We start from the raw sequence: 20,728 nt of genomic DNA, 5'->3' as shown, positions 1-20,728 counted from the left end.
CGGAGCTACCGCGGGCGTCCGGAGGCGGGTGCTTCCGACTCTCCTTCCTTGAGATGTAGAGAACGCAGTCTACGTGGCCCAAGCGTGTGCTTTCCTTGGCCATGGTCTTCTCGGACCACGCACCGAACTGAATGACTGCTTCGCCTTCCTTGAACGGTGCGGTGCAGATGGGGCACATGTCTTACTTCATGTTGGAACACCTCTTGTGGTACGGGGTTAGACGACAACATTGATGCCTTGAGTGCCATGCGGCATCTCGGTCGATTGGGAACGCTGGTATTTCTATGACTAAAAGGGCGCCCCCATTCCTCTGGATGGCGCCCTCCGCCACGTCGCCAGTTCAGGCGGCACTCTGAACGCGGCTGTGTCCGATGTGCCAACTCAGCCTGTACTCGTTGGGACGGTGTCGGAACATCTGTCCCGACGTGCCCTCGATGAGGAAGAAGCCCCGCGAGTCCACCCCCTCGACCCACGCGTGGCCGCCGAAGGAGGACCCATTCCAGGCCGTGCCGACGGCCACGTGCGCGGAGACGCCCCCGGCCGCGAGCAGCGAGACCGTGAGCAGGGTGAAGTCCTCGCAGTCACCGCCGTTGCGCCTGAGCGTGAGGGCGGGCGCGCACCAGTAATCGAGGAAGCCCTTCGGGTCCGCGATGTACGAGTACTCCCCTCTGGTGAGCTTCCCCTCGAGCCACTCCGCCACCTTCTCGGCGAACGTGGTTTTGCGAAGCAGCTCCACCACGGAGGGGCGGCGATGGGTGATGAGATGTTGAACCTCCCAGGGACGAACCAACAACTGTACGGCGTAGAACTGCGACTTGTAGTCGCCGGCGAGGCGAATGACTTCGGGGTTGGACGAGGGGTAGTACATGGAAATCATCTCCGAATTTGGAAGGACGCGCTTCGCACTTGGACTGCGGGGGCGCGAGTTTGATTAGAAGCCGCGCACGACGAGCGGGATGCTCCGTGGGGTGGTCATGTCCATGGCCAAGTGGGAGACGTAACCAGCGGGGATGCCGCTCACGAAGCCCGCAGCGAAGTGCAGCAGGAACTCCATGAGCGAGTAGAAGAGCTGGGCCAGGGCGCTGCCGTCTGGTCGCGCCGAGTGCTCCACCGCGCGCTGGCGGAACATTTCCGCCTGGTCGCGGCACCAGCTGGCCATGTCCGCGCTGATGGACATGCCCTTGGTGGCGACGCCACTCGCGACGGTGACGCTATGGGCGAAGGAGCGGTGGTGGCTGTGAATGGCCGGCTCGATGATATCCGGCAGACGGGAGCCGACGACACCACCAAGAGCGCCGCCCAGCACCTCGGCAATGTTGTGGATGGAGGCCTGACCAGCGGGCAGGCAGCGCGCAGCATTGATGCTGCCGACGACAGCACCAACGGTGGAGTGAGCCTTACGGTTCGACATGATGAAGAACTCCTGTCCCCGCATAGGCGGGGCGAAGATGTTGTTGAAAGAATCTGGAAACCCCACCCCAGCCCTCGTGGTGAGGGCGGGGTGGGGAACTACGTGGAGCAACAGGCCGGCATCAGCAGGGCGGATGAATCAGCATCGCTGATGCCGAGCCACCGTCAGGGATCGACCCACATGGGGAAGGGCCGGCCGTGAGCACGGATGATCTGGCCCGTCCGCTCGTCGGTGCGCGTCCAGCGGAAGATCAGTACCTTCCCCGGCGGACCCGGGGGGTACGTCTTCTTCGGCTTCGCCACCCGGGCGCTCGTGTCGGGAGGAAGAATCAGCTTCCCCTCCGCCACTGCATCCATCTGGGTCATCTTGTGGACGTTGTTGTTGTTCGTGTTGCTGTTGTTGCTGCCGTCACTGCTGTCGGTTGCTGCCATTGCACGCCTCGAATACGAGGCAGCCCACCTGTGGTAGGCCACCTCGGTTACAGAGGAAGCAGCCCGTCTTGCGGACTACTTCCCCGATCTCGCGGCGACACCACAACCCGACACGACATTGACGAAGCCCTCTAGAGAGATTATCTCTGAGGTTGTCAGTGCTCGTCTCTTCGTTCGTGAAGAGCGGGTAATCGCCGTACTGCACATTCGGGGCCCCTTCGGTGTTGACGCACCGATGTCGGGCCTCGAAGCTTTTTAGTCCTCGAACTTCCTCTTCGTTGCTGGTTACGACGTGTCCATAGGGTTTCTCCTCCTGTGACTCATCTTCGGGTTCACATCCCGGGCACGGAGATACGAAGCCGACGCAAGTGCTGCTGCATCATGCTGATGCTGATTTGGTAGATGTTGGCCAACTTCGCCACAGTGGGGTTACTCACCATGTTGATGGTGCGGCGTGGCGCCAGGATGCAGCCTCCCAGAGCCCACGCCTGCCACTCGGCACACTTGAACGCGGGGACCTCCTCCCGCGCCACGCGCGCCAGCAGGTGCTGACCGTACGGAGATGCGCGGCGTTTGCGAATGACGGGCACGTGCAGGATGCAGTGCCCAAGTTCGTGGGCCACCGTCGCCCGGGCTCGGTTGGCGATGGGTCCCCCCACCAGCAACTGGTCCCACAAGTCATCTAGGAGCAGGACGTCGATAGACAACGTGCCCGATGGGTCGGTGAGACCGAGGTTGTCACCCATCTCCACGGCACTCGCCGGCGTCACGTGGATGCCGTACCGAGGTAGCACCTCATCCACCAAGTGGAGGAGATCCACCGGCATTGGCTGCTTGAGTGCCTCAGGGAAAAATTCCGCCAATACGGCCTCACCGAAGCTCTCGATGGTCGCCATATTCAGCGGCGGCATGGAGATGGTGTCATCATCACCCTTCATCGAACTCACTCGTCGTCCCCCTTCAGCAGACGGAGCAGTGCGTCCATCTCCGTGGTATTCAGGTCTCGCCGCTCGATACGACGGGCGAGCGCAAGCCCCAGCTTCTGGTACTGCGGGGGGGCATCCTCGAGGGAGAGCTGCACCGGCTTCGTCTGCGCCGCCTTGCGCTCCAGTTCCTCCTCGGTGATGCCGGGTACGGCCTTGATGAGGGCTGGCCAGTACTTCTTGGGGAGGAGGCGTCGTGCACCTCTCTCGACCTCTCCGAGGTAGACGTGGCTCGTGTCGATCTCGTCAGCCACCGAGCGCAAACTCAACCCCGCGGCTACCCGCCGGGCCCGGATGTAGCTGCCGAAAATGGATTCTGTCATGGGTACTCCTGGTAGTCGCTTGCTTACCAGTAAGGCAGTTGCCGACCACTGTCAAGCTGAGGGGGGCTCGGATCAGCAAAAAGCGCTGTTCTGACAGCACATTATCGAGGGGCTAGGACTCTTTGTCTCTGCTACGCTAGACCGGAGAGGTCATCCGCTCTGGCACTACCACCGCCCCGTCCGTTCCTCGTTCTTCTCGCCCTGTCCTTCGGGACGCCCGCGGCAGCCCACGTCCCCCCCCCGGCCCCGCGAGCGGCAGGAGCGGCAGGTGGTCCTCCCCGGCAACGCCAGTGAGTCGGTACCGGAGGTGCGGGTGGCAGCCGGCGTCGCCTCCTACCTCCGCTTTGACGCGCCACTCGACAAGGCCTCCTTGGAGCTTGAGGGCCGGCCGGCGCGCTTCCGGTGGGTGGACGTGGGCGAGCGCCTCGTGGCGGTGGAGCCCTCTGTCGATTTGGTCGCCGAGGAGAGGCTGGTGCTGCGGGTGCGCTACAAGGACGGGGCCTCTCCGGCAGTTGCCACGCTGGTGCTCGTCTCCCACCTCTCGTTGGTGGACAAGGAGGTGGAGGTGGTGCGCCGCCCGCGCACCGTCGAGGCGCTGGAAACCGCGCTGGCGGAGAATGAAGCGGAGCTCGCGGCGCTGAAAGCCCAGTGCGGAGTGGGCGGCCCTGCCGGGCTCGTGTTCTCGGGCCGAATTGACTGGAATGGAGTGGTAGCTCGGCGCACAGAGGACGTGCCCACCGGCATTCAAGGAGGGCTGAAGGTGGTTGGAGGCATGGGGTACCGTGCTGGCTCCTGGGCTCTCGCCGTCGTCCGTGTGAGGAACCTCCCGGGGCAGCAACCCTGGGCGCCTGGTTCCGCGAGGCTTATCCGGGCGGATGGCACCCCCGTTAAGGTGCTCTCCGTGGAGATGGACAAGGCGCAACTCGCACCCGGTGAGGAGGGGCTCGTGGCGGTTGAGCCAGAGGCGCCCTACTGGAAGGCAGGCCAGGTCTTCCGCGTCGAAGTGCTGGACAAGAGCGGCGTCCGGCGCGTCCCCATCCTTGATGTGGTGCTCTGAGAGGGCCAGCCCATGACAGAAGCCCTGCACCCGGACCACCTCCAGCCCGGCCACTGGGTGGGGCCCTGGCTCATCGTCGCGCTGCTGGGCCGTGGAGGCTCCTCCCGCGTCTTCAAGGTGGAGCGCGACGGCCAGCCGTACTCCATGAAAATAGGTCTGCTCCCCATCAACCAATCCACGGAGGAGCTCACCGAAGCGCAGTACGTGGAGGAGACGAGCGCCTGGCGGCGCCTGGCGCGAGAGGCCTCCGCGCTCTTCACCTATTCCTCCCACCCCAACCTGCTGCGCGTGTACGCGGTGGACTTCTGGCCCAACCCCTCCCAGGGCTACCCCTTCCTCGTCACCGACTTCGTGGATGGGGACGACTGGCACCGGTGGCGGTGGCGGAAGCCCCTTCACGCCGTGGGGCTGACGGACACCTTCTCCAGTGTGGTGCGCACCGTGGGGGTGCTGCACGCGCGCGGCGTGTACCACCGGGACTTGAAGGCGGAGAACATCCTCATCCGCCGGAAGGACGGCAGGCCATTCCTCATCGACTTCGGCACCGCGCGCCTACCGGGGGCCCTCACTCAGACGCTGGGCTTGCCCGAAGGTGTCCTGCACCTGGTGCCGCCCGAGCTCCTGGCCTACACGCGCACCGATGCATGGAAGCGGGGCGAGCCATTCGAGGGGGGCGTGCCCGCGGATCTGTACGCACTGGGGGTGCTGCTCTACCAGGGCCTGACGGACCTCCACCCGTTCAACCCAGAGCTGCCAGACAAGGAGCTGCTGGCAGCCATCGCCAGCATCCCTCCAACCGCCCCCCACATCCTCAACCCCCTGGCACCGCGCGCCCTCAGCGACATCACCCTGAAGCTGCTGGAGAAGCGGCCCGAGGACCGGTACCCGGATACCGAGGCAGTGCTCCATGCGCTGGAGAAGGCCGTCGAGAAGGTGAGGCAGTCCCCGGCCTGGAAGGTGCCCCTTTTCGCCGTTGAGGGCAGTCCAGCTGAGCCCCTCCCCCAGGAGGTGGCGGCCCAGCCAGCCCAGCCGCCAAAGCCAGCGCGCGAAGCCCCGGAGGAGGCACCGCCCCCCAAGGAGGAAGAGCGCCACTCAGAAGCAACTCAGGCGGCCCCTGCTGCGCCTGTCAGCGCGCGGCGCCCAAGGTGGCCCCTGGTCGGGCTTGTGGGCGTGACTGTGCTCGGCCTTGCCTTGTGGCTGGTGCACTCCACACTCGCGCCCCCACCCGAGGCGCTGCTGCCTGGGTTTGGCCCCGAGAAAGGAAGCCCACCCGTGTCCACCACCCCTCCCTCCACCCCCTCAAGGTTCCTCGCCGCTTGGTTGTGCGCCGTCGCCGGCATCGGCTGCCCCGCCGTCCAGGTGAAACCTCCGGCTCCTGCGGACTGTCCCAAGGAAGCGACCGAGGCGATGTTCCAGGAGTTGAAGGTTCGGACGGGCAGCGAGCTTCGAGCCGTCGTGGACATCAACCAGCCCGGCGACATGAGCGAGGAGGGCGTCTACACGGATGGCCCTGTCATTGGGCGCCTCACGGTGGGAGACGGCGACATGCCCGAGGGGACGCTGCTGCACGGTCTCCTCTGGACGGGGCCCGGGATTTACGATCTTGAGACGAACGTGGAGCGCGCGGCCGTCATGGGGCACTACACCCTCGCCGTGCTGCCTGATGGGCGGACGCTCCCCGTGTGCATCGTGCTGGGCAACCCGGACGGGCGCGTGCCCAAGCGGGAGGGCTCCAAGGAAGGGGCCGCCGTGTTGAACCGCGAGTTGCCGGTAAGCGCCGTCTGGCGCTGGCCGTGAGACATGGCTCCTCGGGGCTGCCTCGGTGGGACCACGAGGCAACTCCCCGAGCAGGCCGACTACAAGTCCACGAACACGCAGTCGTGCCCGGCCGGGGCCGGGGGCGGCTCAAAAATGGGTAAGGTCGAAGGGATGCGTGGCACCCTCACCCCGTCCCTCTCCCGGAGGGCGAGGGGATATGGCCGCGTTGTCAGCGCTTGTTCCAGGGGCACCCCTTCACGGACATACCCGAAGGGGCTCAGAGCGCGTAGGAGAGCTTCACCATCAACGCGTCTGAGTGGCTGCCCTCCAGTAAGCCCTCGGGCAGCAGGGTGAAGGACACGGGCACCCCGGGACGGGCCAGCGACTCCTGCGAGCGCGCGTACACCACGAAGAGCGTGGAGCCGAGCGCGTACTCCCAGCGCAGCACCAGGTTGATGTTGAGGGCCGCCGTGTGGAAGGCCGGGTTCTCTCCCGTCAGGGGCACCTCGCGCAGGTCCGCCAACCGCAGCCGCGCGCCCGGCTCGCCCACCACCTCGAAGAAACGGTCGTACCGGCCGTAGCCGCTGTAGAGCTGGGCATGCGCCTGAAGCGTCAGCGTGGGCGAGAGCACCACCAACTGGCGCAGCGTGACGCCGACGAAGCGGGGCACCAGGTCCCCGAAGCGGTGCAGCCCCTCGGGCGAGCTGTCCAGCCAGCGCGGCCCATCCGACGCGTTCTCGAAGGAGAGGCTCAGCGTGGTGCTGAGCTGCGGCAGGGGCATCCACGTGCCGCCCAGCGAGACATTCTGGCCGGTGCTCCAGTTGCGAGCGGGCACGCCCACGAGTCGATCCGCGTACACCACCGCCTCCAGCGACAGCGGCCGCGAGAGGTCCGTGGTGTACGCGCAGCTGCCAAAGACGAAGGAGGGGCGCTGCAGGGCCACGCCCGCCCCCACCACCTCGAACAAGTCCTGACGCGCGGTCTCCAGGCCCACGTAGCAGTCGCCCGCGCTCGAGTCGGGCAGCACCACCCGCGCCTCCACCTGCGCCCGCGTCCCCAGCGCCAGGTGGCGCCCATCCGCGGACCAGCGCTGCTGGGCGTTCACCCCCACCGCCACCTCGGGCAACCCGTGCCAGTCGATACCGACGAGCTCCGGGTTGACGAGCAGCAACTGCTCGTTGTGCATGGGCTGGAAGCCGGTGGGGTTGAGGTTCAACCGGGGCGAGGTGAGGCCATACCCGAGGCGCAGCCGCCAGGGCTCCCCGCCCTCCTTGCCGCCGCTCACCCGCAGGCCATAGCCCATGTCTCCCGAGCGCAGCAGCGTCCCATCCGCGAGCAACCGGCCCCCTGCGGGTCCGCCCGTCACCCGCGAGCCGGAGAGCTGCGCCGCCAGCACGTAGTCTCCCGAGCCGCTGCGCAGCGCCATGTCCAACGTGGCCGCCTGGCCGCCCCGGGCCGTACACCCCTCCAGCTCCGCGTCCTCCGGCTCGCAGTCCGGCCGCAGCGGCGTGGCCAGCGCCACCGAGCCACCCACCGTGGCGGCCTCGGACACGCGCGCCCGCACCACGCCGGCCAGGAAGTTGGTGGGCGGGCCCACGCGCCCGGGCAGGGTATGGCCGGGTGCCAGGTGCAGCGGCCTCCACGGCAGGAAGCGCACGGACGTATCCAGCGGCTCCTCCTCTCCCGTCCCCGCCTCGCCCGCCACCACCGCGTCCAGCACCGCCACCTGCACGTTCTCCGTCACGCTGCCACTGAGCTTCACCGCGCCCAGCAGCGGCAGCTCCAGGCCCATCCGCCGCGAGTACAGCAACGACTGCTCCGGCAGCTCGTCGTCCACCAGCGGCTCGAAGAGCTCCAACCCGTCCAGGAAGAAGGGGCGCTTCTCCGGAAAGTACAGCTCCACCCGGGTGGGGTTGTAGAGGAGCTGGTCCGCCTCCACCTGCCCGAAGTCCGGGTTGACGGTGAGCGTCAGCGACAGGTTGGAGGTGAGCCCCGCCTGCACGTCCACGCCCACGTCCGCCGAGGGCCCCAGCGGCCCCACGCCCTCTCGCACCGAGCGCAGCGCCACGTATGGCAGCACCAGCATCTGCCTCGGTGGCCGCAGCTCCTTCAGCGCCCGCAGCTCGGCGAAACGCGAGACGAGCGCATTCACGTCCCGCGGCAGCGGCACCGACTCCAGTATCTCGTGGGTGCGGGCCAGCTCGCGCCGCACGTGAAAGCCCCAGCGCTGCTCCCCCGCCTCGGGGAAGCGCAGCAGCCGCAACGGAATGCGCAGCTCCGCGCTCCACCCGAGCCCGTCCACCGACGAGGCCCCCTCCCAGATGCCGTCCCACGCCGTATCCGTCCGCGTGTCCTGGGTGATGCGCGCGTCCGCCAGCGTCCCGCCCGCGTTCACCGCGAACACGAGCCCCGAGCGCCTGTCCCGCAGGCTGTCCACCATCACCCGCACCACGTCCGACATGGGCAGCTCGTCCCTCCGCCCGAGCGGCGCGCGGATGGCGGCGGGCTCGCCGTCGAAGCACCGCACCCCCACGTACAGGTTGCCGTCGTCGTAGAGGACTCGCACCTCCGTGCGCTCACTCGGGGCGGCGTCAGGCTCGGGGAAGCTCTGGTGGAAGCGGTCGAAGACGGGGGCCTGACGCCACGCCTCCTCGTCCAGGCGCCCGTCCACGCGCGGGGGCTCGCGGGTGCGCAGCGCCTCGAACCCCTCCACCTCCGGGCCCAGCTCCTCCCGGGCCTGCACCGGCGCCGCCCACGCCACCGCCAGCACCAGGGCCAGCCCCCTCATGCGACCTGTCCTGTCCATACATCCAAATCCCTTCAGGGAAGTGACCCAATACTCCCTCGCCCTCCGGGAGAGGGTGGGGGTGAGGGTGCCCGGACCCGTTCTTCAACCCGTGGCACTCCGTGTGGGCACGGGGTTCAACCCGGGTTCACCCGATACCCTCACCCCGTCCCTCTCCCGGGGGGAGAGGGGAAATAGGGCTCAGTCCGGCTCCGGGACCACCACCGTCATCACCGATCCCACCCTCACGGACGGCATGCGCCTGGCCTCCAGGTTGCGCGGGGTGTTCACCATGTCGTGCCACGGGCACTTCACGCACTGCGTCCGCTCATCATACGTCCCCAGGCTCAGCGGGCCACCCCGGTGCTTGCACCTGTCCAGGACGACGACGAGCTCCCCTTCCTGCAACAGGCACAGGTAGCGCTCCCCCGCCACGCGCTGGCGGGCCCAGTGCCGGGCCTCCATCTGGAGAATCATCCGCGCTCCTCCCGGGCCTGGGGCTCCAGCACGAGCGAGGCGCCCTCCTCCAGCACGCGCACGCCCAGCATCCGCCCGGCGGGCACCACCACCGCCTCGCCCGGCGCCAGCACGCGCGGCGACAGGTAGCCGCCATCCACCTCCACCCGGCCCTTCACCACCCCCACCACGTGGGGCGAGTCGTACACGTTCGGCTCCAGGAAGGTGCCCGCCGCGAGCTCCCGCGCCGGCATCCCCTGCCACGGCCCGGCGGGGGCCGCTCCTCCCGCCGCGAGCGCCTCGCAAAAGTCCATCTGCTCCAGGAAGTCGCGCTCGGACACGTCCCCCAGCAGCCGGCTCGCCTCGATGCCGCGCACCATGGCGGGAATGACGCCGTCCCCATAGCGCTCCACCATGGGGCGGATGAGCTTGTCGAACGCCATGCGCCGGTGGTGCAGGTCGATTCCCACGTGCTCGTCGAAGTAGCCCGTGTTCACCCCCGCTCCGAAGGTGTCGTGCAGCAGCCGGCTGAACTGCCGGTTGAAGTGCGGCACCACCGCTTCAATCCAATACAGCGCGCCCACGTACTCGAACCACCGCGTCTTCACGGCGGTAATCCAGTGGAAGTAGCTCGTCATCAACAGCGAGGTGGGCAGGTACCAGTAGTAGTGCGTGTGCACCCGCGGGCTGAGCCCCACCGAGGTGAGCGTCTCCTCGAAGAGCGTGGAGTGCTTCTGCGGGTGCACGCCGTAGCCGAACTCGTCGATGAAGATCTTCATCAACTCCGAGTGCACCGGCCCGTAGTTGCCGGGCAGGGCCCGCGCCATCTGCGAGGCCTCCGAGAGGAAGTCCGGCGCCACCTGGAGCAGGAAGAGGCGCGCGGCCTTGTCCGGGTGGGCCGTCCGGCGGATGCGCTCGCACAGGCCACTCGGGGCCGCCTCGAAACGGCTCAGCGCGTCGCGCGTGTACTCCTCCAGGTGGGCCATGCTCCAGGGGCCCTGCACGGAGATGGTCCCGGTGAGGAAGTCGAAGCAGGAGCGCTCCAGCACCGGACGCAGCAGCGCGTTGGCTGCCACGAAGTCCGGCGCGTAGTAGCCGTGGAACGCCTGCATCTCCTGCTCGCTGAAGCGCGCGGGCGGCAGGTAGAGGTTGTTCTGCTCGTAGATGTTGAAGAGCAGCCGGTTGAGCACCAGCGAGCGCCGCGTGCACAACGTCTCCAGCCGCAGGGGCTCGCCGAGTGAGCCGGGCGACAGGCCCGAGAGGTCCGTGGGCCGGTGATAGGGATTGTCCAGCGTCCAGCCCCGTCCGGGCTGGTAGGGCCCGGAGGCCTGGAGGTGCTGCCACAGGGGGTGCAACGCGGGGGACTCGAGGAGAGCGGCGGTGTCCAACATGGTCTGGTTCTCGTGGGGGGAAGGGAGAAGGGAAGAGGTGGGTGGGAAGCGGGCGCCCCTCACTGCCCCGCGACGTGGCCGTCGCCGAGCAACGCCACCAGCAACGGCAGCGCCTGGGGGCCCTGGTTGGAGTCCACCAGCGTGGCGGCCTCCGCGTAACGACGGAGCCGCGGCGCGGCGCCCCCGGCGGGGACCTCGGCGGCGGGGAGCCGCGCGCACCGCTCCAGCACCGGCGTGTGGACGTAGCGGGCCACCGGGACGTGGATGTCCTCCTGCTGCCGCGCCGCCCAGTCCAGCAGCTCGTGGCAGAAGTCTCCTCCCTTCGTCTCCAGGTAGCTCTTGAAGCCCGGCTCGCTCGGAGAGAAGGACGCGGCCGCCGCGGCGTAGTGCCGCACGGAGATCATCCTCAAGTCGTCCGGGCTCGCGCCCTCCACCTGGGACTTCCACCCGGCGCTCTCTTTCGCGCGCAGCAGCGAGGCGAGGTAGCGGTCGATGTAGCCCTTGAGGTGGAGCTGATGGTCCGGCACCCACGCATCGGTGAAGGGCCGCACCTCGCGGCGCGCGTCCGGCACCGTCACGAGCGAGAGCGACGCCACCGCCCAGGAGGCGCGCAGATGGGGATCCGCCGACGTGTCGAGCGCCCGGCGCGCGAGCTGCTCCCGCAGCGCGGCCAGCTCCGTGGGCCGCTTGAAGGCATACAGGTGGCCATTGCCGAAGAAGTCACTCTGGAAGAGCGAGGCGAAGCCCGCGTGCAGCAGCGCCGAGTGCAGGTGACGCACGCCCACGAAGGGCTCGGGCTGCTCCAGCCCGCTGAGCACCTGGTAGTCCCACAGGTTGGTGTTCATCTGCATCACCCCGTCCTCGGCCAGCCGGGCGCGCGCCAGGGCGAAGAACTCCTGGGTGATGCAGTGGGTGGGAATCTGCTCGCCGGCGAAGATGTCCACGACGATGTAGTCGTAGGTGCTGGTGTCCTCGCGCAGGAAGAGCCGGGCGTCGCGCACCACCATCTTCACGCGCGGGGACTGGAGCGCGGGCACCAGCCGGAGCGACAGGTCCACCACCAGGGGATCGATCTCCACCCCCGTCACCTCCGCCTGGGGATCCGCCGCGAGGATGGCCGCCACCGCCCCGCCCAGCGCCGTGCCGAGCACCAGGTAGCGCCGGGACTCGCGCGCGAGCCCCACGTTGACGTAGGCGGTGGTGAATTGATCCTTCAGCGGCGCCTTCGGGTACACCGTGGAGTGCACGTAGTCGCGCGAGGGCATGTACTCCAGGCGCTCGTCCCCGCCGTCCTCCTGGGCGCGCAGCACGCGCACGGTGCCGTAGAGCGACTCGCCCGCGAACACGAGCGCCGCGTCCTGCTTCTCCAGGAGGTGCGCCGCCGCCGGCCCGCCCACCGCCATGGCCACCGCGGCGGTGGCCGCCGCCGCCGCGAGCACCCGCCTGCGCCCGAGCACCAGCCCCAGCGCCACCACCAGCCCCAGCGACGCCAGGAAGATGCCGAGCGTCGTCCTCACGCCCAGCACCGGCAGCAGCAGGAAGGAGGGCAGCGTGGTGCCCGCGATGCTGCCCACGTTGGACACCGCCATCAGGTTGCCCGCGGTGCGCCCCGCGCCCTGCCCGGCGTCCGAGGCCGACAGCAGCTTGATGAGGTAGGGCGACACGTGGCTGAGCGCCACCATGGGCGGCCCGAAGAGCACCAGCGTCGCCAGCGACACCGGCACCACGTGCTGGAGCGTCACGTCATCGAACGAGGCGCGCAGGTGGTAGCACGCGTCCAGCAGGGGCTCGACCAGGAGCAGGTGCACCACCGCCACGTAGACGGCCGCCCCGGCCAGCAGGCCCAGCAGGAACTCCAGCGTGCCGAAGCGCTGCGAGAAGCGGCCCCCCAGGTAGTACCCCACCGACAGGGCAATCATCACCAGCGCCAGCAGCACGCCGGTGACGTAGATGGACGAGCCGAACGCCGTCCCCAGCACCCGGAAGCCGCACATCTCCAGCAGCATCACGTTGAAGCCGCCGGTGAAGGACAGCAGATACAGGTAGGGATTGAGCAGCCGAGGCTGCGCTGAGACCATTTCGGACAAGACGAGCTCCTAGCCGACGCTGTGGGAGTTGGGGTTGGTGAGGGACGTCTTGAGGAACCACCAGGCGAACCCGAGTGCCTCGCTGCCGTGCACGAAGTTGTACGTGAGCGAGATGCTCGTCTGCGTCGTGTGGACCTCGTGGAACCACAGGTGGGGAACGAAGAGCGTCTCCCCGGGATGCAGGTCGAACTCCACCATCTTCGCGCGGCCGAACGAGGGGGGCTCGAACTCCAGGTGCTTCACCTGGCGCGCGCGCCGCGAGTCCCGGTCCGGCAACTGCGACTCCTGGTCCGGCGCCAGCACGTAGCAGCGCTTGGAGCCGTACACCTGGCAGACGATGGCGTTGGACCGGATGCCATCCACGTGCAGCTTGCTCGCGCCGCCCCGGGGCGAGATGAAGAGGCCGAATCCCGGGTAGCGCTCGCGCGTGGGGTCCATCCCCAGGGGCGCGAAGGGAATGCAGTAGCCGCGCGCGGGCATGAAGTAGGGCCGCGCCCACTGGCCGCGCACCTGCTCCAGCGGCTCCAGCTCCCGCATCCTCATATAGCGCAGGTGCTGGATGCTCCCATCCTCGGGCACCGGGCCCGTCTGCGCGAGCCGCAGGTGCTCGTAGAACTCCGAGTACGGCATGCGGCCCTCGGGGTCCGGCCCGTCCCGGGTCACCTCCACCGGCAGCGTCCCCAGCAGCGTCAGGAAGTACTCGGGCGTCCACAGCTCCCGCGCCCTCCAGGTGTCCAGCGCGTCCGAGACGATGACCGGCTTGTTGGGGATGATGTATTCCTGGACGAACTCGCGAGGAGACAGCTTCTCCCGGACATCAATGGGTCGATTGGACATGGCTCTCATGGTGCTTCCTCCAACGCGCGCCGGACGTGCTCCGCGACGGCGTCGACGTGCGGCTCGCGCACGAGTTGGTAGTGGTCTCCCGCCACCGGGTGGTGCTCCACGCCCCCCAGGACGACGGCCTTCCAGGTGTCGGGCAGGGCGGGCTCCAGCGGGGCCTCGCGCTCGGTGGCCTCGAGGAGCAGCATGCGGCCCAGGTACGGCCCGGGACGGTAGCGCCGCAGCGCGCCCAGGTTGCGCCGCAGCTCCTCCAACACGTGCTGGAGCGGCTCCTCGGCCCCGCCCTTCCCTGCGAGCAGCGCCCGGGCCTCGTCCTCGGATACCCCCAGCTCGGCGGACACCAGCCCGGCCAGCTCCGCCGCCGCCCACTCCTCGGACACCTCGCTGACGGAGTCGGGCACCGCGTCGAGCGCCAGCAACAGCGCCACCTCGCGCCCGCGCGCCTCGAGCTGACGCGCCATCTCGAAGGCCAGCACCCCACCCAGGGACCAGCCCGCCAGCAGCACGGGCCCCTCGGGGCGCGCCTCGCACACGCACCGGACGTACTCGCGCGCCAGCTCGGCCAGCTCCTCGGGACGCTCCACGCCCAGCAGCCCCACCGAGCGCAGGCCATAGTGGGCCCGCTCACGTCCCAGGCGCCGTATCAGCGGCTCGTAGCACAGCACCCCACCGCCCACCGGGTGCACCCAGAAGAGCGGAGGCCGCTCCCCGCCCTCGCGCAGCAGCACCAGCGGCGAGTGCTCCGCGGCGCTCCTCCCCGCCTCGATGCGGCGGGCGAGCCCGGCGATGGTGGGCGTCTCGAACAGGGTGTCCAGCGGCAGCTTCACCCCCAGCTCCTGCTGCACCCGCGTCATCATCCGCAGCGCCAGCAGCGAGTGGCCGCCGAGCGCGAAGAAGTCGTCCGTCACCCCCACCTGCTCCACGGAGAGCAGTTGCTTCCACAGGGACGCGAGCGCCTCCTCCACCGGGCCTCGCGGCGCCACCGCCGCCGTGCGCGGCCCCAGGTGCGCGGCCTCCGGGGGACGCAGTTGCTTGCGGTCCACCTTGCCACTGGCGTTGAGGGGCAGCGTGGACATGGGCACGAGCGCCGCCGGCACCATGACGGCCGGCAGCGAGGCCGCCAGGTGGGTGCGCAGGGAGTCGGACCACGCCGCCTGGGCGGGCCCCTCCAGCGCGTCGCGCACGGCGCAGTACGCCACCAGCCGCACGTCCCCCGGTCCGAAGGTGTGCGTCATCACCACGCAGTCGCGGATGCTTGGGTGGGCGCGCAGGCAGGACTCCACCTCCCCCAGCTCGATGCGCACCCCGCGCAGCTTCACCTGGTGGTCCGTGCGGCCGAGGAACTCGATGTCCCCGTTGGGCAGGTAGCGCACCAGGTCCCCCGTCCGGTAGAGCCTCGCGCCGGGCTCGCCGCTGAAGGGGTCCGGCACGAACTTCTCCGCCGTCACCTCTGGCCGCCCCTGGTAGCCCCGCGCCAGGTAGTGGCCGCCGATGAGCAGCTCACCCGGCACTCCCACGGGCACCGGCCGCAGGTGCGCGTCGACGATGTACATGCGCGAGCGCGAGATGGGCCGGCCGATGGGCACGCTCTGCATCCCCGGCACCATGCGGCAGGGCCAGTGCACCACGTCCACCGTGGCCTCCGTGGGCCCATAGGTGTTGACGAGCTCGACGGTCAGGGTGGCCAGGAAGCGCTCCTGCAACACGAGCGGAATGGCCTCGCCGCCCACGAAGACGCGCCGCAGGGACGGGCTGCGCATGAAGAGCGGCTGCTCCAACATCAGCTCCAACATGGACGGGACGAGCTCCATGCTGGTGACGCGGTGCTCGTCCACGTGCCGGGCGATGACCGAGGGGTCCCTGTTCCCCCCCGGCGGCAGCAGCACGAGCTGCGCGCCCGTGGAGAGCGCGTGGAAGATCTCCAGCACGGACGGGTCGAACCCCAGCGAGGCCACCTGCAACACCCGGCTGCCCTCGCCGAGCGGATAGGCGGCCTGCCCGAACGCGAGCCGCTGGCACACCTCGCGGTGCGCGAGCATCACGCCCTTGGGCCGCCCCGTGGAGCCCGACGTATAGATGACGTACGCCAGGTGCTCCGGCTGGAGCGCCGGGAGCGCGAGCGGCCTCAGCTCCTCCACCCCCGCCACGTCCTCGAGCCACAGGCGCTCGAGCGCCATGACGGGCAGGCGCTCCTCCAGCTTCCTCTGGGCGAGCAGTACCCGCGCGCCCGCGTCCTCCATCATGTACTGGAGCCGCTCGGTGGGGTGGGTGGCGTCCAGCGGCACGTAGGCGCCGCCCGCGTGGATGACCCCCAGCACGGCGATGACCATCTCCAGCGATCGCTCGGCGCACACGCCCACGCGCACCTCCGGACCCACGCCGCGAGCCCTCAGCGCGCGGGCCACGCTCCGGACCCGGGCCTCCAGCTGCCGGTAGGTGAGGAGCGACGTGCCGAAGGACACCGCCGGGGCCTCGGGCGAGCGGGCCGCCTGGGCCGCGAGCAGCGCGGCGAGATTCGTGTGCGTGGGGAACACGTCCGGCGTGTGGTTCCACTCCACGCAGATACGCTGACGGGACTCGGCGTCCAGCACCGGCAGTTCGCGCACGCGCAGCTCCGGAGCACGCACCGCCGCCTCCAGGAGCGTCTCGTAGACGGACAGCCAGTGCGCCACGACCTCCTCGTTGAAGAGCTCCGTGTCGTACTCGGCCTCCAGCTCCAGACCGTGGCCGGTGTCCGTCACCGCGAGCGTGAGATCGAACGTGGACGTGCCCGTCTCCACCTTCAGCGGCTCCACCCGCAGCGAGGAGAAGCGCTCCGGCGAGCCCCCCGGCTCGTTGTAGATGAACATCGTCTGGAAGAGCGGCGTGTGCTGGGTGGAGCGCACCGGCTGCACCGCTTCCACCACGTGCTCGAAGGGGATGTCCTGGTGCGCGTAGGCCTCCAGGCACACCTGCTTCGCCCGGGCGAGCAACTCGCGGAAGGGCAACGCCCCGGACACGGCCGAGCGCAACACCAACGTGTTCACGAAACAGCCGAGCAACCCCTCCACGTCCGCGTGCGTGCGTCCGGAGATGGGCGTGCCCACGAGCAGCTCCTCCTGTCCCGTGAGGCGGTGCAGCAGCACCTGGAAGGCCGCGAGGGAGCACATGAAGGGGGTGACGCCCTGCCCCTGGCTCGCGGCGAGCAACGCCTCCCGCAGCGCTCCGGAGGCGTGCCGTGCGAGCGTGCGGCCCCGGTAGCGCTGACGCTGAGGCCGGGGCCTGTCCCTCGGCAGCTCCAGCACCGGCAGCTCACCACCGAGCTGCTTGCGCCAGTAGTCGAGCTGGCCCGCGAGCGCGCCGGACTCCACCCACCCGCGCTGCCACGCGGCGAAGTCGGCGTATTGCACGGGCAGCGGCGGCAGGGCGGCCGGACGGCCCTCGAGGTGCGCCGCGTACAGCTCTCCCAGCTCGTGCACGAGCACGCGCAGCGACCAACCATCGGAGACGGCGTGGTGCATGGCGAGCACGAGCACATGCCGCCCAGCCCCGAGCGCGCACACGTGGGCCCGCAGCAGGGGACCGCGCGCCAGGTCGAACGGGCGCTCCAGCCACGCCCGGGCCAGCGCGAGCGCCCGCGCCTCCCGCTCCGCCTCCGGCACCTCCGCGAGGGACACCTGCTCCAACGACACCCCGGCCTCGGAGTCGATGAGCTGGCGCGGCTCTCCCTCCACCTCCACGAGCCGGGTGCGCAGCACCTCGTGCCGCTCCACCAACCCGCGCAGCGCGGCGGCGAGCGCCGGCGCCTCCAGCCGTCCCTCCAGCCGGAGCGCGAAGGCCATGTTGTAGAAGGCGCTGCCCGTCTCCAACTGGTCGAGGAACCACAGCCGCTGCTGGGCGAAGGACATCGGCGGCGGGGTGCTCCGCTCCACCCGGCGCAGCGGCGGAGGCAGCCGCGCGGGAGCCTCCCCGGCGCGCGCGCGCAACCAGGCCGCGAGCTGCTCCAGCCGCGGATGCTCGAAAACGGTCTTCAGCGGCACCTGCAACCGGAAGGTCTCACGCAGGCGGGAGACCAGCTTCGTGGCGAGAAGCGAGTGCCCGCCCAGCGCGAAGAAGTCCGCCTCCGGGCCCGGCACCTCCACCTCCAGCACCTGGCGCCACAGCTCCGCGAGCAGGCGCTCCTCCTCGGTGGCGGGAACGAAGCGCGAGGGCACGCCCGGGGAGCGCGGGGCCTCGGCCTCGACGAGCCGCTGCCGGTCCACCTTGCCGTTGGGCCCGAGCGGCAGGGCGTCCACCACCGTCCACGAGGTGGGCACCATGTGCTCCGGCAGCCGCTGGCGCAGGGCCACCCGCAACGCGGAGGGCGAGGGGGGCTCGGCCTCATTCCGCGGCACGACGAACGCGGACAACCGCTTGTCTCCCGAGGGATCCGGCAGCGCCAGCACCACGGCGTCCCCCACCTCGGGCCGGGCGCGCAACACCTCCTCCACCTCACCCAGCTCGATGCGGTAGCCACGCACCTTCACCTGCCGGTCCAACCGCCCGAGGTACTCGATGCGGCCGTCCGCGCGGAAGCGCGCGAGGTCTCCCGTGCGGTACAGCCGCGCACCGGGCCTGTCACTGAAGGGATGGGGGATGAACCGCTCGGCCGTCAGCTCCGGCCGGCCGAGGTAGCCCCGGGCCACTCCCGGCCCTCCCAGGAGCAGTTCCCCCGGGACGCCCACCGGTACGGGCCGCAGCCGCGCGTCGACGATATGGGCCTCCGTCCCCGGAATGGGCCGGCCGATGGGAAAGCCATCCACGGGCGTGCCCGGCTCCACCGCGTGGGTGCACGCGAACACGGTGACTTCCGTGGGCCCGTAACCATTGATGAGGGCACATTCCGGGAAGCGCTCGCGCACACGCCGCATGTGGTGCGCGGACACGGCATCCCCGCCCGCCAGCAGTTGCCGCACCCCCGCGAGCCCCTCCAGGTTGCCCTCCACCATCTGATGGAACAGGCCCGCCGTGAGCCACAGCGTGCTCACCTTCCGCTGCTGAAACAGCGTCCCCAGTTCCTCCAGGGACAACGCGCCCGGCGGCGCCATCACCACCTGGCCGCCGTTGCACAGCGGTCCCCACAGCTCGTAGGCGGAGACGTCGAACGAGATGGAGACGAACTGGAGCACGCGCTCCCCCGCCCCCAGCCGCGCGTACGTCGAGCCCGTCACCAGCCGCGCGAGCCCCCGGTGTGTCACCCCCACGCCCTTGGGCCTGCCAGTAGAGCCGGAGGTGTAGATGACGTAGACGAGGTTGTCCGGCGCCAGCCCGCTCCCGGGCGCCTCGCTGGACTCCCGCGCGAGCGCCTCCGCGTGCGCGTCCAACAGCACCCGCCGCTCCCCCATCGAGGGAATGCGCCCGGCCACGCGCTCCTGCGCCACCAGCACGGACACGCGGCTGTCCTTCAGCATGAAGGCGAGCCGATCCTCGGGATAGTCGGGGTCGAGCGGCAGGTACGCCCCTCCCGCCTTGGAGATGCCGAGCATCCCCACCGCCAGCTCCAGCGAGCGCTCGGCGCACACTCCCACCACCACCTCGGGCCCCACGCCCAGCCGGCGCAGGTGGTGCGCGAGCTGATTGGCGCGCACCTCCAGCTCCCGGTAGGTGAGGCTCGCGTCGCCCGCGCTGACGGCCACCGCGTCCGGCGTGCGCCGCGCCTGCGCCTCCACGAGCGCGGGCAACGTCGTCTCCTCCTGGCCTGGCTCGGCCCCCCGGCTCCACTCGCCGAGCACACGCGCGCGCTCCTCCGCGTCCAGCAGCGGCAGGTCCGCGATGCCCACCTCCGGCGTCACCGCGCCCCGCAGCACCCGCTCGTAGTGCGCGAGCATCCGGCGCACCGTCGCCTCGTCGAAGAGGTCCGTGCTGTACTCCACGTGGCCGCGCAGCCCCTCGGCCGTCTCCTCCAGCGACAGCATGAGATCGAACCGCGCCGTGCGCGTGGGAATGGCCAGCGGGGTGACGCGCAGGCCCGCGAGCGCGAGCGGCACCGCCGGCTGGTTCTCCAGCACCAGCATCACCTGGAAGACGGGGGGAACGCCCAGGCTCCTCGGCAGCCGCAGCTCCTCCACCACCTTCTCGAAGGGGATGTCCTGGTGGACGTAGGCCTCGAGCGTCTCCGTGCGCGCCCGGCGCACCAGCTCGCGCAGGCCCGGGTTGCCCGCCGTGGACACGCGCAGCGCCAGCGTGTTCACGAAGAGGCCGATCAACCCCTCCTGCTCGGCGCGGCGGCGGTTGGCCACCGGCGTGCCGATGACGACCTCCTGCGCCCCGGAATACCGGTGCAGCAGCGCGGAGAAGCCCGCCAGCAGCGTCATGAAGAGCGTGGCTCCCTCGCGCTGTCCAAGCTCCCGCAGCGGCGCCAGCACCTCACGCGGCAGGGAGAAATCCAGCGTCGCGCCCTTCAGCGTCTGCACGGGCGGGCGGGGGCGATCCACCGGCAGCTCCAGCACCGGCAGCGGACCGGCCAGCTTCCGCTTCCAATACTCCACCTGGCTCCGGGACTCGCCGCCCTCCTCCATCCACGCGCGCTGCCACTCGCTGTGGTCCACGTACTGAAGCTCGGGCTCCGGCAGCGGCGAGCCCCGCCCCTCCCGGGCCGCGGCGTACACCTCCAGCAGCTCCCGGGCGAAGATGGCCATGGACCACCCATCCGAGATGATGTGGTGCAGCACCAACAGCAACACGTGCTCCTCGTCCCCGAGCCGCAGCAGCGAGGCACGCAGCAGCACGTCCCGCTCCAGGTCGAACGGCCGCGCCGCCTCGCGGGCGCACCAGTCCAGCACGCGCGCCGTGCGCGCCTCCGGCTCCACCGCCTCCAGCTCCGCCAGCCCCAGGCCGAGCGGCGCGGGCGGATGGATGACCTGGTTCACCTCGCCATCCGCCGCCTCCTCGAAGCGCGTGCGCAGCGCCTCGTGGCGGTGGAACACCGCGTCGAGGCCCTGCCTCAAGGCCTTCACATCCAACGTCCCCGACAGCCGCAGGGCGAAGGGCATGTGATAGGCGGCGCTCCCCGGCTCCAACCTCTCCAGGAACCACATCCGCTTCTGCGCGTACGAGGCCGGAAACACATACACCTCTCCCGCGTGGAGGACCTCGTTCGGCTCGCTCATGATCTGGGCGGACATCTCTCGCATGCGCTCGTTGGGTGGGAGGGATTCCAGTATGCACCCCCCCTCCCACACTCCC

At 69.8% G+C, this 20,728-nt stretch carries 13 protein-coding genes; 2 read left to right on the top strand and 11 right to left on the bottom strand.

The features are described 5' to 3' along the window. Positions 1 to 340 precede the first annotated feature (340 nt). The 5 genes from Q664_RS19630 to Q664_RS19610 all read right to left on the bottom strand — a co-directional run bounded on the left by Q664_RS19630 (position 341) and on the right by Q664_RS19610 (position 3,148). On the bottom strand, positions 341 to 868 hold the full coding sequence (locus Q664_RS19630) for a transglutaminase domain-containing protein (RefSeq protein ID WP_043397630.1): 528 nt from the start codon (positions 866 to 868) through the stop codon (positions 341 to 343). Between the two features lie 63 nt (positions 869 to 931). Further along, complete coding sequence (locus tag Q664_RS19625) at positions 932 to 1,411, bottom strand: metal-dependent hydrolase (RefSeq protein WP_160174452.1); 480 nt, start codon at positions 1,409 to 1,411, stop codon at positions 932 to 934. A gap of 164 nt (positions 1,412 to 1,575) precedes the next feature. Continuing rightward, entirely contained in the window at positions 1,576 to 1,842 is a 267-nt protein-coding gene (locus Q664_RS19620; RefSeq protein WP_043397626.1) for a hypothetical protein, read from the bottom strand. 332 nt (positions 1,843 to 2,174) lie between these two features. Beyond that, positions 2,175 to 2,789, bottom strand: coding sequence for an ImmA/IrrE family metallo-endopeptidase (locus tag Q664_RS19615; RefSeq protein ID WP_160174451.1), 615 nt, complete (start codon positions 2,787 to 2,789; stop codon positions 2,175 to 2,177). Then, positions 2,786 to 3,148, bottom strand: coding sequence for a helix-turn-helix domain-containing protein (locus tag Q664_RS19610; RefSeq protein ID WP_043397622.1), 363 nt, complete (start codon positions 3,146 to 3,148; stop codon positions 2,786 to 2,788). Before Q664_RS19610 ends, Q664_RS19615 begins: the two co-directional genes overlap by 4 nt. 268 nt (positions 3,149 to 3,416) lie before the next feature. Between Q664_RS19610 and Q664_RS19605 the strand changes: the two genes are divergently transcribed. Both Q664_RS19605 and Q664_RS19600 read left to right on the top strand, forming a co-directional pair. Further along, entirely contained in the window at positions 3,417 to 4,205 is a 789-nt protein-coding gene (locus Q664_RS19605; RefSeq protein WP_043397620.1) for a DUF2381 family protein, read from the top strand. Between the two features lie 12 nt (positions 4,206 to 4,217). Beyond that, entirely contained in the window at positions 4,218 to 6,002 is a 1,785-nt protein-coding gene (locus Q664_RS19600) for a serine/threonine protein kinase (protein WP_043397618.1), read from the top strand. A gap of 238 nt (positions 6,003 to 6,240) precedes the next feature. Here the strand turns inward: Q664_RS19600 and Q664_RS19595 are convergent, their stop codons facing one another. From Q664_RS19595 to Q664_RS19570, 6 genes are all read right to left on the bottom strand, one after another. Beyond that, entirely contained in the window at positions 6,241 to 8,751 is a 2,511-nt protein-coding gene (locus Q664_RS19595; RefSeq protein WP_043397616.1) for a carbohydrate binding family 9 domain-containing protein, read from the bottom strand. Between the two features lie 198 nt (positions 8,752 to 8,949). Further along, complete coding sequence (locus Q664_RS19590; protein ID WP_043397614.1) at positions 8,950 to 9,225, bottom strand: Rieske 2Fe-2S domain-containing protein; 276 nt, start codon at positions 9,223 to 9,225, stop codon at positions 8,950 to 8,952. Beyond that, complete coding sequence (locus Q664_RS19585; RefSeq protein ID WP_052518391.1) at positions 9,222 to 10,595, bottom strand: iron-containing redox enzyme family protein; 1,374 nt, start codon at positions 10,593 to 10,595, stop codon at positions 9,222 to 9,224. Before Q664_RS19585 ends, Q664_RS19590 begins: the two co-directional genes overlap by 4 nt. 59 nt (positions 10,596 to 10,654) lie before the next feature. After that, positions 10,655 to 12,673, bottom strand: coding sequence for a fused MFS/spermidine synthase (locus Q664_RS19580; RefSeq protein ID WP_043397613.1), 2,019 nt, complete (start codon positions 12,671 to 12,673; stop codon positions 10,655 to 10,657). An 18-nt stretch (positions 12,674 to 12,691) separates the two neighbouring features. After that, positions 12,692 to 13,519 carry a cupin-like domain-containing protein gene (locus Q664_RS19575; RefSeq protein WP_043397611.1) on the bottom strand — a complete coding sequence of 276 codons (828 nt, stop codon included), beginning with the start codon at positions 13,517 to 13,519 and terminating at the stop codon, positions 12,692 to 12,694. Between the two features lie 5 nt (positions 13,520 to 13,524). Further along, the gene (locus Q664_RS19570) at positions 13,525 to 20,667 is read right to left on the bottom strand and encodes an amino acid adenylation domain-containing protein (protein WP_052518390.1); all 7,143 of its coding nucleotides are present in this window, start codon (positions 20,665 to 20,667) and stop codon (positions 13,525 to 13,527) included. Positions 20,668 to 20,728: the final 61 nt, after the last annotated feature.

The sequence above is a fragment of the Archangium violaceum Cb vi76 genome, assembly GCF_000733295.1.
Classification (GTDB): domain Bacteria; phylum Myxococcota; class Myxococcia; order Myxococcales; family Myxococcaceae; genus Archangium; species Archangium violaceum.
The sequence above is the reverse complement of the archived record's forward strand: the minus strand, read 5'-3'. Positions and strand labels throughout refer to the sequence as shown.